The 12,795-nt window shown below is 73.9% G+C and carries 8 protein-coding genes and 1 pseudogene; 7 read left to right on the top strand and 2 right to left on the bottom strand.

The annotated features are described in order from the left end of the window. The first annotated feature begins 4 nt into the window (after positions 1-4). A complete protein-coding gene (locus ACGF5U_RS13340; RefSeq protein ID WP_392710240.1) occupies positions 5-829 on the top strand; it encodes a DUF817 domain-containing protein in 825 nt (274 codons plus the stop codon). Here the strand turns inward: ACGF5U_RS13340 and ACGF5U_RS13335 are convergent. Next, on the bottom strand, positions 826-1,890 hold the full coding sequence (locus ACGF5U_RS13335) for a bifunctional DNA primase/polymerase (protein WP_392710238.1): 1,065 nt from the start codon (positions 1,888-1,890) through the stop codon (positions 826-828). The genes ACGF5U_RS13340 and ACGF5U_RS13335 overlap by 4 nt on opposite strands. A gap of 443 nt (positions 1,891-2,333) precedes the next feature. Between ACGF5U_RS13335 and ACGF5U_RS13330 the strand changes: the two genes are divergently transcribed. The 6 genes and pseudogenes from ACGF5U_RS13330 (at position 2,334) to ACGF5U_RS13305 (ending at position 8,210) form a co-directional block, all read left to right on the top strand. Next, positions 2,334-2,639, top strand: coding sequence for a hypothetical protein (locus ACGF5U_RS13330; RefSeq protein ID WP_392710236.1), 306 nt, complete (start codon positions 2,334-2,336; stop codon positions 2,637-2,639). Between the two features lie 191 nt (positions 2,640-2,830). Beyond that, positions 2,831-3,925: pseudogene (locus ACGF5U_RS13325) on the top strand (bifunctional MaoC family dehydratase N-terminal/OB-fold nucleic acid binding domain-containing protein); the annotation flags it as partial. 36 nt (positions 3,926-3,961) lie between these two features. Then, the gene (locus tag ACGF5U_RS13320) at positions 3,962-4,333 is read left to right on the top strand and encodes a MaoC/PaaZ C-terminal domain-containing protein (RefSeq protein WP_392710657.1); all 372 of its coding nucleotides are present in this window, start codon (positions 3,962-3,964) and stop codon (positions 4,331-4,333) included. Continuing rightward, positions 4,330-5,499 (top strand): lipid-transfer protein, encoded by a 1,170-nt coding sequence (locus ACGF5U_RS13315; RefSeq protein WP_392710235.1) that lies wholly within the window; start codon positions 4,330-4,332, stop codon positions 5,497-5,499. The genes ACGF5U_RS13320 and ACGF5U_RS13315 overlap by 4 nt, the downstream gene beginning before the upstream one ends. Before the next feature lie 300 nt (positions 5,500-5,799). Beyond that, the gene (locus tag ACGF5U_RS13310) at positions 5,800-6,354 is read left to right on the top strand and encodes a SigE family RNA polymerase sigma factor (RefSeq protein WP_392710233.1); all 555 of its coding nucleotides are present in this window, start codon (positions 5,800-5,802) and stop codon (positions 6,352-6,354) included. Positions 6,355-6,557: 203 nt separating this feature from the next. Further along, positions 6,558-8,210 (top strand): long-chain fatty acid--CoA ligase, encoded by a 1,653-nt coding sequence (locus ACGF5U_RS13305; RefSeq protein ID WP_392710231.1) that lies wholly within the window; start codon positions 6,558-6,560, stop codon positions 8,208-8,210. Positions 8,211-8,368: 158 nt separating this feature from the next. Here the strand turns inward: ACGF5U_RS13305 and ACGF5U_RS13300 are convergent, their stop codons facing one another. Next, the gene (locus ACGF5U_RS13300; protein WP_392710230.1) at positions 8,369-12,679 is read right to left on the bottom strand and encodes a PAS domain-containing protein; all 4,311 of its coding nucleotides are present in this window, start codon (positions 12,677-12,679) and stop codon (positions 8,369-8,371) included. Positions 12,680-12,795 lie beyond the last annotated feature (116 nt).

Raw genomic sequence — 12,795 nt, 5'->3', positions numbered from 1 at the left:
GGCCATGGATGCGATCAGTGGGGGGATACGCCAGCTCTGGCGGTTCGGGATGTTGCAGGCGCGGTGCTGTGCGTTCGCCGTGGCACTCGTGGCGGGTATCGCCGTGTCCGGGCTGCTGCCCGAACTGCCGGTGGCACGGTACGACCTGGTGTTCGTCTACGGCGTGGTGCTGGCCGTCGTCGCGCGGTGGGTGGGGTGGGACAGCGCCCGCGACACCGCCGTGATCGCCTCGTGCCATCTCGTCGGACTGCTCTTCGAACTGGTCAAGGTCCAGCTCGGGTCGTGGAGCTACCCGGAGGACGCCGTGCTCAAGGTCGCCGGCGTTCCACTGTACGGCGGGTTCCTCTACGCGGCCGTGGGCAGCTACGTCTGCCGCTCCTGGCGGCTGATGCGACTGAGGCTCTCCGGATACCGCGCGACCGTCATGTCCGTGCTCGCGGCGGGCGTGTACATCAACTTCTTCACGCACCACTGGCTGCCGGACGGGCGGTGGCTGCTCGCGGTCGCCATGCTGGCAGCCACGGCGGGGACCTGGGTCGGCTACACGGTGGGCGAGCGGCAGTACCGGATGCCGCTCGCCCTGGCCTTCGTACTGATCGGGTTCTTCCTGTGGGTCGCCGAGAACGCCGCGACGTACGTCGGTGCCTGGAGCTATCCGCACCAGCTCGACGGCTGGCAGCCCGTGTCGGTGGCCAAGTTCGGCGCGTGGGCGCTGCTGATCAGCGTCACGTTCGTGCTGGCCGAGCGGACGCGTCGACGGGAGACCGTGTCTGGCGCGGCCTCGCCTGGTGCCGGCTCGCCTGGCGTGGCCTCGCCTGGCGCGGCCTAAGGGGTCGCGGCGGTGTAGCGCGCGGCCGACGCGATCGTCGCGCGCGCCTCGTGCTCCGTGAGCCCGGTGCGTACGGCGGCCTCCGTGAGCGGCTCCGCGAGCCGGTCGCCGATGCCGTTCTCGTACGCCCGGCAGGCCGCCCAGAACAGCCGGGCGTTGCGCTGTCCCTCGTGTGCCGCCCGGACGAAGTGGATCAGGCCGTCCCCGTGCGCCGCCGTCCCGCCCGTCCCGCCCGTACGAGGATGCGGGGCGGCCGGAACGGCGGGCGGCAGGAGCAGCCGGAGCAGTGCGCCGGGGCACGGGGCGGGCGTGAGGTCGGCCGTATCGGGGGCGAGGCGGTAGGCGCCGCGCGCGGTGACCGATCCGGGGCCGACCAGGTAGCCGCCGGCGCCCCGGACGTCGATGCCCGGGGCGAGACGGCCCGCGGAGTTCGGCACGACGACATCGGGCGGGCCGGTCAGCCAGAGGTGGCGCCCGCCGCTGGGCGTGAGAACCGTGACGGTCGCGGGGACGGCGAACCCGTGCCGTCGCGCGAGCAGGTGCAGGGTGGCGAGCGACTCCGGGGTACGGGGTGCCGGGCCGGCGGCCCGGGGGTGGGCGGCGAGGCCGGCGAGGTCCGCGAGGCCGGCGAGGTCCGCGAGGTCGGCGGCCGGGGGAGCGGCTGGGGCGGCGGCGGGGGTTTCCGGGGAGGCGGGGGCGGGGCTGGGGGCGGGGGCGGGGGCGTCCGAGGTGCCGGGGGCTGGGTGTCTCGTGTCGAGGTCGATGCCGATCAGATGGTGCGGTGGCCGTCCGCAGGCGATGCCGTACCCGGTCGCCCAGGGCGCCGCCGCGAAGAGCGCGCGTACGGCGTCGGGGTCGGTGGTCGCGTCATGGACGCCGTGCCCGGGGCGGCCGCACGCGCCGCGGCATGGGGTCGTCCGCCCGTTCGGGTCGTCGCGGTGCGGTGAGGGCAGGGCCGGGAGCTTGTTCGGGGACAGCGGGATCACGGGGAGCCCGCGCTCGGCGGCGGAGAGCGCATGGGCCAGGGCCAGGGTGGCGGTCCGCCGGTCATGGGTGGCCATGCCCCCATGGTCGTACGCGCGTTCGAAAATGGGAAGGGGGAGGGATTGGCCGAAAAGGTGCCGGAACGATTCCCCTCCTGTCGGGCCCGGGTTTCGCCGGCGCCTCCGCCCTGAGCTGCGGCTTTGGGAACATGAAAGGGGTTTATCTACTTGTCGTCACGCTTCAGGGGTAATCGGGTGCTCCGGGCTGGTTCGCCGGGGATTCGGTGGGCAACTCTTGAACCACGACGTCGAGAACTCGTCCCGGGCGGCAGGCCAACCGCCTTGGAACAAGCCGTAGTTCAGCAGGGCTCCACTCGTGCACTTCCGTACTTCTGCACTGCCGCGCTGGTGAACTCCTGCACGCCTGTACTTCCGAACCTCAGTACTTCCGCACTTCAGTACTTCCGAACTCGCACTCTGTACTTCCGCTCTTCTGCACTTCAGTTCCTGGAGGAATTGACATGGCAAGCATCCGTACCGCTCGCGTCATCGCCGCTGTCGCCGCTCTGCCGCTGGCCGCCGCCCTCTTCACGGGCGTGGCACAGGCCGACAACGGTGGTTTCGCGAACGACGGATCGAACGCGTCCGTGGCCACGATCCTCGGCAGCGGCATCGGCGGCACCAACTCCGGCAATTCCACGACCACGCAGCAGGTGGCCACCGGTAGCGGCGCCTCCAACCAGAACAACACCGCGAGCGTGAACGGCTCCGCGTTCACGGCCATCGACCAGGACGACGTCGCCGTCAACTTCACGCACCTGTGGTGAGGCCGGCCCCGACGGGGGTCATGGCGGCGGGGTGAGCGGCGGCCCGCACGGTGGTACTCCGGTACCGGCGTGCGGGCCGTCCCCCGTCCTCCCCTGGTCGTGTCGCCGCGTCTTGACAGCGGTTCGTAATCTGACGGACAGTCAGATCTGCGATGCGCGTCCACATATGGCGAGGGCGAAGGGGGCTGCGGATGGCGGCGGTCGGTGAGGATCTCTTCTCCGAGCTCGTCTCGTACGTCGGCCGAGCTGCCGTCACCGGTGGCGTCGGCAGGCACCCCGTCAACGACGCCATGATCAGGCATTGGTGCGAGGCGATCGGGGACACCCACCCCGCGTACACGGGGCCCGAGGCGATCGCCCCGCCCACGATGCTCCAGGTGTGGACCATGGCCGGCCTGAGCGCCGGGCCCGGCGGGGCGCGGGGCCGGACGCGGGACGGGGCATGGGACAAGGCGCGGGGAGAGACCCAGGACCGGGTCCGGGGCGGAGCCTGGAGCGGGGCCGCCGGGGGGCGGACGGGGGCGCGCTCCGACGCGTACGAGTCGCTGCTCTCCCGTCTCGACGGCGCCGGGTTCACGGCGGTCGTCGCCACCGACTGCACGCAGGAGTACCTGCGGGACCTGCGCCCCGGCGATGCCGTCACCTTCGATTCGGTGATCGAGGCCGTGTCGGAGCGCAAGACCACGCGGCTGGGAGCCGGTCACTTCATCACGACCCGCATGGACGTCCGCGCGAACGGGCTACTCGCCGGGACGCACCGGTTCAGCATCCTCAAGTACGCACCAGCGAGGTACGCACCCGCGACGTACGCACCCGCGACGTACGCACCCGCGACATACGTGCCCGAGCCCGCGCGGGCGGCGGCGTCCGCACCGCCGCGTACCGAGCGGCGGCGGCCCCGGCCCGTCGTCAACCGCGACAACGCCGGCTTCTGGGACGGCGTCCGCGCGCACCGGCTGCTGCTCCAGCGGTGCGCCGCCTGCCGGCGGATCCGTTTCCCCTGGCTGCCGGGGTGCGAGGCGTGCGGCTCGGCGGAGTGGGACACCGTCGAGGCGTGCGGGGACGGCACCGTCTTCTCGTACGTCGTGATGCACCATCCGCCCTTCCCCGCGTTCGACCCGCCGTACCCGGTCGTCCTGGTCGAGCTCGCCGAGGGGGTCCGGATGACCAGCGGAATCGTCGGCGTGCCGTACGACCGGGTGCGCGTCGGCATGCCGGTACGGCTGGAGTTCCAGCGGGTGGACGAGGACCTGGTGCTGCCGGTCTTCCGGGCGGTCGACGAGGACGCCGAAGGAGGCCGCGGCGCCCCGCCCGAGCGTCGACTGCCCCCGCTGCGCGTTCCCGTCACGCGCACGCTCATCGTCGCCGGGGCCGTCGCCTCCCGGGACTTCCAGGATGTGCACCACGACCCCGAGGCCGCCCGGGAGAAGGGCTCTCCCGACATCTTCATGAACATCCTCACGACGAACGGCATCGTCGGCCGGTACGTCACCGACCACTTCGGCCCCACGGCCCGTCTCCGCAAGGTCGCCATCCGCCTGGGCGCGCCCAACCACCCGGGCGACACGATGACCCTGACCGGCACCGTCACCGCCGCCGACGGGGACACGGCGGAGGTACGGGTCGTCGGCACCAACGGCCTGGGACGTCATGTCACCGGTACCGTGACGGTCCACATGGGGGAGGAGGCATGAGCCTCCACAGGGCCGACGGTCTCGGCGGCAGGGCGGCCGTCGCCGGCATCGGCGCGACCGCGTTCTCCAAGGACTCCGGGCGCAGCGAACTCGCGCTCGCCGCCGAAGCCGTACGCGCCGCCCTCGCCGACGCCGGGCTCCGCGCGTCCGACGTGGACGGGCTCGTCACCTTCACCATGGACACCAGCCCCGAGATCGCCGTCGCCCGCGCGGTCGGCATCGGCGAGCTGTCCTTCTTCTCCCGCGTCCACTACGGCGGCGGCGCCGCGTGCGCGACCGTGCAGCAGGCCGCCCTCGCCGTCGCCGCCGGGGTCGCGGAGGTCGTCGTCTGCTACCGGGCGTTCAACGAGCGCTCCGGGCGCCGCTTCGGCGCCGGCGTCCAGCACCGCGAGCCGTCCGCCGAAGGCGTCGCGCTCGGCTGGCACATGCCGTACGGGCTGCTCACGCCCGCCTCCTGGGTGGCCATGGCCGCCCGTCGCTACCTCCACACGTACGGCCTGTCGCCCGACGTCTTCGGCCATGTCGCCGTCACCGCCCGCCGCCACGCCGCCCGCAACCCGGCCGCGCACTTCCACGGCCGGCCCATCACCCTGGCCGACCACGCCGCGTCCCGCTGGATCGTGGAGCCGCTGCGGCTGCTGGACTGCTGCCAGGAGACCGACGGCGGCCAGGCCGTCGTCGTCACGTCCGTCGAGCGCGCCCGCGACCTGCGGCACCCGCCCGCCGTGGTCGTCGCCGCCGCGCAGGGCGCCGCGCGGGGACAGGAGGCGATGACCGGGTTCCTCCGCCCCGGCGACGAGCTGACCGGACTGCCGGAGGCGGGCGTGGTCGCCCGGCAGCTCTGGCGGACGTCGGGTCTGGCGCCCGCCGACATCGACGTCGGCATCCTGTACGACCACTTCACCCCGTTCGTGCTGACGCAGCTGGAGGAGTTCGGGTTCTGCGGGCCCGGCGAGGGGGCGGACTTCGTCGCCTCGGCCGCGCTGCCGCTGAACACGCACGGCGGGCAGCTCGGCGAGGCGTACCTGCACGGCATGAACGGCATCGCGGAGGCCGTCCGGCAACTGCGCGGCACCTCCGTGAACCAGGTCCGGGGAGCGGCGAGGGTCCTGGTGACGGCCGGAACCGGGGTCCCCACGTCGGGGCTGATTCTGGGCACGGCGTAACCGCCCAAGCCTCCAGCGGCCCCCCTTCCCCTCCCCCTTCCCCTCCCTCTTCTCCTCCGCCGCCGCGCGGCCGGCCCGCCACCGCGCCAGGACTGCCCGCGAGCCGCAGACCGACGGCGCGGCGAGGGCCGGTTCTTTCGGCCGGCTCCTCCGGCCGGCCCCTCCGGTCGGCCCCTTCGGCCTCGGGGTCGCCTCCACCTTCAGGAGGTGGAGCCAGCACCACCCCTACAACCTGAGGCGGACCCCGGTTCTGGACCTGGGGCCGATCCCCGGCGGCGCCCCCGCTCATAGCGTGGACCTATGACCGCGACTACTGGGCCCGTCTGCACCGGAGCCTCCACGGCTGCCGGACTTGCCACCGGATACCCGTCGTTCTCGGCGTACGTGCGGGCACGGGGGCCCGTACTGCTGCGCACCGCCCGGTCGCTGACCGCGAACCCGAGCGATGCCGAGGACCTGCTGCAGACCGCCCTCGCCAAGACCTACGTCGCCTGGGAGCGCATCGAGGACCACCGGGCGCTCGACGGCTACGTGCGCCGCGCGCTGGTGAACACGCGCACGTCGCAGTGGCGCAAGCGCAAGGTCGACGAGTACGCCTGTGAGGAGCTGCCCGAGCCGGTCGGTGTGCCCGCACCCGACCCGGCCGAGCAGCAGGTGCTGCACGACGCGATGTGGCGTGCGGTGATGCGGCTCCCGGACCGCCAGCGCGCCATGGTCGTCCTGCGGTACTACGAGGACCTGAGCGAGGCGCAGACGGCGGCGGTGCTCGGCGTCTCCGTCGGCACGGTCAAGAGCGCCGTCTCCCGGGCGCTCGGCAAACTCCGAGAGGACCCGGAGCTCTCCCCCGTACGGTGACGCCCGTGCCGCAGCGGAGAGACCCCGTACGGTGAAACCCGTAGGGACCCGCTCCCGCCCGTACGGAGAAACCCGTACGGAAGAAGCCGCGTACCCAGATCCCTGAAGCTTTCGTACTCCCGGGTAGTGACATACCGAGCGGTATGTGCGCAGAATCTGCACACCCTTACTGCCACGTAGCGAGCGCCCATCGGGAGGACGCCGTGCTGAGCACCATGCAGGACGTACCACTGACCGTCACCCGCATCCTCCATCACGGGATGACCATCCACGGACAGTCGCGGATCACCACCTGGACCGGGGACCCGGAGCAGCCGCACCGCCGTACCTTCGCCGAGACGGGCGCTCGCGCGACCCAGCTGGCCAACGCCCTGCGCGACGAGCTCGGCGTGGTCGGCGACGACCGCGTCGCGACGCTGATGTGGAACAACGCGGAACACGTCGAGGCGTATCTGGCGATCCCCTCCATGGGCGCCGTCCTGCACACGCTCAACCTGCGTCTGCCCGCCGAGCAGCTCATCTGGATCGTCAACCACGCCGCCGACCGCGTCGTCATCGTCAACGGCTCCCTGCTTCCGCTGCTCGCCCCGCTCCTCCCGCACCTGCCGACCATCGAGCACGTCGTCGTCGCGGGCGCCGGCGACCGTACGCTCCTCGACGGCGCGGCGCCGCGCGTGCACGAGTACGAGGAGCTGATCGCGGGCCGCCCGACCGCGTTCGACTGGCCCGAGCTGGACGAACGCTCGGCCGCCGCCATGTGCTACACCTCCGGCACCACGGGCGACCCGAAGGGCGTCGTCTACTCCCACCGCTCCATCTACCTGCACTCCATGCAGGTCAACATGACCGAGTCGATGGGCCTGACCGACAAGGACACCACCCTCGTCGTCGTACCGCAGTTCCACGTCAACGCGTGGGGGCTGCCGCACGCCACGTTCATGACCGGCGTCAACATGCTGATGCCGGACCGCTTCCTGCAGCCCGCGCCCCTCGCCGACATGATCGAGCGCGAGCGGCCCTCGCACGCCGCCGCCGTCCCGACCATCTGGCAGGGACTGCTCGCCGAGGTCACCGCCAACCCCCGCGACCTCACCTCCATGGCCACCGTCACCATCGGCGGCGCCGCCTGCCCGCCGTCGCTGATGGAGGCGTACGACAAGCTCGGCGTCCGCCTCTGCCACGCCTGGGGCATGACGGAGACGTCGCCGCTCGGCACCATGTCCAACCCGCCGGCCGGACTGTCCGCCGAGGAGGAGTGGCCGTACCGCATCACGCAGGGCCGCTTCCCCGCCGGTGTCGAGGCCCGGCTCATCGGGCCCGGCGGCGACGTCCTGGCCTGGGACGGCGAGTCGGCGGGCGAGCTGGAGGTACGCGGCCCGTGGATCGCGGGCGCCTACTACGGCGGCTCGTCCGGCGAACCCCTCCGCCCCGAGGACAAGTTCAGCGAGGACGGCTGGCTGAAGACCGGTGACGTCGGCGTGATCAGCCCCGACGGCTTCCTCACCCTCACCGACCGGGCGAAGGACGTCATCAAGTCCGGTGGCGAGTGGATCTCCTCCGTGGAGCTGGAGAACGCGCTCATGGCCCACCCGGAGGTCGCGGAGGCGGCGGTCGTCGCCGTACCGGACGACAGGTGGGGAGAGCGGCCGCTCGCGACCGTCGTCCTCAAGGACGGCGCCACCGCCGGTTACGACGACCTGCGCGGGTTCCTCGCCGAGTCGGGCGTCGCCAAGTGGCAGCTCCCCGAGCGCTGGGCGATCGTCCCCGCTGTCCCGAAGACGAGCGTCGGCAAGTTCGACAAGAAGGTCATCCGCCGGCAGTACGCGGACGGCGAGCTGGACGTCACCCAGCTGTAGCCCGTACGGCCCGTAGGTCCCCCGGGGTCCCGTAGGTCCCCTGGGTCCCGTAGGCCCCGTAGGCCCCGTAGGTCCAGTAAGGGGAGGGGGAGGAACCGACCCGGTTCCTCCCCCTCCCCTTACGGGTTGTCACCGGCCCCCCGGTTGCCGCCGACGCCTCAGTTCGTACCGATCTTCGCCAGCAGGTCGACGATCCGTGACTGGACCTCGGCGCTCGTCGACCGTTCGGCCAGGAAGAGCACCGTCTCGCCCGACGCCAACTGCGGGAGCTCCGCCTCGTTGAGGCTCGCGGACGTGTAGACGACCAGCGGCGTACGGTTCAGCAGCCCGTTCGCCCGCAGCCAGTCGATGATCCCCGCGCGCCGGCGCCGGACCTGCATCAGATCCATCACCACCAGGTTCGGCCGGATCTGCGCCGCCAGCGTCACCGCCTCGGTGTCCGTCGCCGCCCGCGCGACCTGCATCCCGCGCCGCTCCAACGTCTCCGTCAACGCCCCGGCGATCTCCTCGTGTTCCTCGATCAGCAGGACCCGCGACGGGTGCTGCTCGCTGTCCCGAGGGGCCAGCGCCTTGAGGAGTACGGCGGGATCGGCGCCGTACGCGGCCTCGCGCGTCGCCTGCCCGAGCCCTGCCGCCAGCAGGACGGGCACCTCGGCCGCGACCGCCGCCTGGCGCAGCGACTGGAGTGCCGTACGGGTGATGGGGCCGGTCAGCGGGTCCACGAACAGCGCCGCGGGGAACGCCGCGATCTGCGCGTCGACCTCCTCGCGGGAGTGCACGATCACGGGCCGGTAGCCGCGGTCGCTCAGCGCCTGCTGCGTCGAGACGTCAGGAGCGGGCCAGACCAGCAGCCGACGCGGGTTGTCCAGCGGCTCGGGCGGCAGCTCGTCGTCCACCGGCTGCGGGTGCGGCGCGTTGACCACCTCGACGGCGCCACCCGGACCGTCGAGCGGCTCAGGGCCCTCGGCGGCGTCCTCGTCCGGTGCTCCTATCTCGTAGGCGCGGCCCTCGGCGGCCGGCGCGGCCAGCAGCGGCTGGGGCGCCGGGGCCGGCTGCGGATGCGGCCGGGCCGTCGTGCCTGCGGCATCGGCGGGCGGCTGGCGGTCACCGTCCGGGGGCGTCGCCAGCTTGCGGCGCCGCCCGGACCCCGAACCGGGCAGCGGCCCGCCGGGCAGGGGCACGGACCCCGTGCCACCGACGGCCCCTGCGCCGCCGACGGCCCCTGCGCCGCCGACCGGGACAGCCCCCGGGGCGACGGGCGCGGCGGTGCCATGGGCGGGGGTGCCGGGCGCCGGTGCGACGGGCGCGGCGGTGCCGTGTGCGGGGGTGCCGGGGTGTGCCGGGTTGCCGTGTGCCGGCGTTCCCTGGCCCTGCGGGCCACCGGCCTGCGGGCCCTGAGGCGGGGTGCCGTCGGGCGGAGTTCCGTGGGGCGGAGTTCCGAGGGGCGGGGTGCCCTGCGAATGCGCCCCCGGCGCTCCCTGCGCTCCCTGCGCTCCCGGCACCGGGGCGGCCGGGGCCGGGGCGGCGGGCTGCTGGGCGCCGGGCGCGGGGACGCTCCGGCTCGGGCCGGGGGTGCCGTGCGCCGGGGTGCCCGGGGCGGCCTGGTTCTGCTGCTGGGCGATCTGCTGGGCGAACGGCACGCCCTGCCCCAGCGTGCGCACGCTGAACGCCCGCCCCTGCGTCGAGTCCGGCGCGTCGTCCGCCGGAGCTCCGGGCGTGGCCCCCTGCAGCGGTACGGAGCCGGTGCCCGTGCTCGTGGCCGCGCCCGCGCCCATATCGTCCGGCGCGGCGACCGCGCGGCGGCGGCCCGTCGGGCGCTGCGCCGGGTACGGCGGCGTGCCCTGCGGCGGGATGGGGTGCGGCTGCGGCGGAGTGTGGTCGGCGCCGGGGTCGCTGCGTACGGCGTCGTGGCGGCCCTCGTCCCGCGCGGCCGGTTCCGCGACCGGGTGCGCCGTGCTCTGCGGCGGCTCCTGGCGGCGGTCCGCCTCGGCGGGCGGCAGCGCGAACGCGGTGCGGGCGCCGCCCTCGGCCGGGGTGTTGCGTTCCTGGGCGGCCGCGAGCGCCCGCCGGGCTCGCCGCCCGGTCGGCTGCTGTGCCTGTGCCTGTGCCTGCGCCTGATCGGCGGCGGGAGTGGCCGGTGCGGCCGGCAGCGCCGGCATCGCGTCCCGCGCCCCCGGACCCCGCCGGGCTCGCCGCCCGGAACCCGGAGCCGGCGCGGCACCCTGCGGCGGCACGGTGTCACCGAGCGCCGGACGCCCCTGCGCCCCCTCGGCGGCGGTCACCACCGAACCCATGGCGCTCACCGCGCCGTCCGTTCCCTCGGCCGGACTGGGCCGTCCGCGCCGTCGGCCGGTGGGCTCCACGGCCCCGGAGTCCTGCGCGGGAATCAGCTGCCCGGCCTCGTTCGCGCCCGCGCCCGCCCCTGCGCCCGCCGACGTGCCCGCCTCACCCGTACTGCCTGCACCGCCCGTAACACCCGCAACGCCCGTAACACCCGCAACGCCCGTACCGCTTGTGTCGGGAGCACCGCCCGCGCCGGCGGTCGTCCCGTCCGGGTCGGCCGAACGGGCCCTGCGTCGACCGGTCGGCGCGGCGGCCACCGGGTCCTCGGCCCGTACGGGGCTCTCCAGGAACGCGTCGGTCGAGGCGCGCCGCGCCCGCCGCCGCCCGCCGCCCGTGGTCTCGCCGACCCCAGCACCGACCCCCGCACCGACCCCCGAACCGACCCCCGCACCGACCCCCGTGCCGGTCCGCGACCCCGACTGCTGCGCGGGCAGTGCGACGGCCGCCGAATCGGCGGCGGGGGTGGCGGGGGCGACGGCGACCGCGCCCGCACCGGCGCCGAGAGGCAGTTCCAGCACGTACGCGCTGCCGTTCATGCCCGGCACCTCGTGCGTCTGGAGCACACCGTCGTGCGCCCGGACGATGCCCCGGACGATGGGCGCGTGGACCGGGTCCCCGCCCGCGTACGGGCCGCGCACCTCGATCCGTACGACATCACCGCGCTGGGCGGCGGCCACCACGATCGTCGAGTCGGCGAACCCGCCGCCGCCCGGCACGACCCGGGCCTTGCCGGTCGCGTCGACCCCGGCGACATCCGCGACGAGATGCGCGAGCGCCGTCGCCAGCCGAACACCGTCCACCTCGGCCTCAATCGGCGGCGCGTGCACCGCGAACTGCACCCGGCCCGGTCCGATCAGCTCCACCGCGCCGTCGACGCCGGCCGCGACGACCGCGTCCAGCAGGACGACGTCCTTGTCGAGCTCCTCCTGCCCGGAGTCCAGCCGCTGGTAGCCGAGCACGTTGTCGACGAGGGTCGTCATCCGGGCGTACCCGGCGGACAGATGGTGCAGGATCTGGTTCGCCTCGGGCCACAACTGCCCGGCCGGGTCCGCCGCCAGTGTGCCCAGCTCGCCGCGGAGTTCCTCCAGCGGCCCGCGCAGAGCCCCGCCGAGCACGGCGGTCAGCTGCGCGTGCCGGGCCGCCAGCGCGGCGTACCGCTCCTCGGACGCGGTGCACCGCTCGTCGCGCTGCTCGATCTCGACGGCGTGCCGTTCGGCACGGTCGGCCAGCTCGGCGGCGTGCCGCTCGGTGAGTTCGGCGAGTTCCTTCGCGTGCTGTTCCACCAGCGTCTCGTACGGGCGCCGGTCGGTGAACGTCATGACCGCGCCGACGAGCTGGTCGCCGTCCCGTACGGGCGCCGTCGTCAGGTCGACGGGCACCGGGGAACCGTCCTTGGCCCACACGACCTGTCCGCGCACCCGGTGCTTGCGCCCGGACCGCAGCGTGTCGGCGAGCGGCGACTCGTCGTACGGGAAGGGCTCCCCGTCCGGGCGGGAGTGCAGCATCAGCGTGTGCAGTTCCTTGCCGCCCAGGTCGCTGGCGCGCCAGCCCAGTATCTGGGCGGCCGCCGGGTTGACGAGGACGACACGGCCCTCGGTGTCCGTACCCACGACGCCTTCGGCCGCCGCGCGCAGGATCATCTCGGTCTGCCGCTGCGAGCGCGCCAGCTCGGCCTCGGTGTCGACGGTCCCCGACAGGTCGCGGACGACGAGCATCAGCAGCTCGTCGCCGCTGTAGCCGCCGGCGCCCGACCCGATGCCGGAACCCGCACCGCCGTACGAGTCGTACGCCTCGCGGCCGTCCTCCAGTCCGGCGCTGGTGACCTCGACCGGGAACTCGCTGCCGTCCGTACGGCGGGCGATCATCCGGGTCGGCTTGGTGCGGCCCCGGGCGTCGGCGGCCTCGGGGCGGCGCATCGAGCCGGGGATGAGGCGCGAGTCGAAGACCGGCAGCAGATCGAGCAGGCCCCGCCCGACCAGCGCCGTGCCCGGGGTCTCGAACATCTCCAGGGCGATCGTGTTGGCGTTGACGACCGTGCCGTTCGTATTGACGAGCACCAGCCCGTCGGGCAGGGCGTCGAGTATGGCTGCGAGGCGAGCAGCGCCTCGGGATGGCCTGCTGCTCACGACGACGCTTCCTCCCACTGACCTACTGCCACTTGCCGGCGGCCGACCGCCACTGAAGGGAGTCTAAGGGCTGAGGAGGCGCGTGGGACGGCGGATGAGGGGGAGCTCCGAGCAAG

It is taken from the genome of Streptomyces sp. NPDC047886 (assembly GCF_043204435.1).
GTDB lineage: Bacteria > Actinomycetota > Actinomycetes > Streptomycetales > Streptomycetaceae > Streptomyces.
This window is presented reverse-complemented; position numbering and strand designations above follow the sequence as displayed.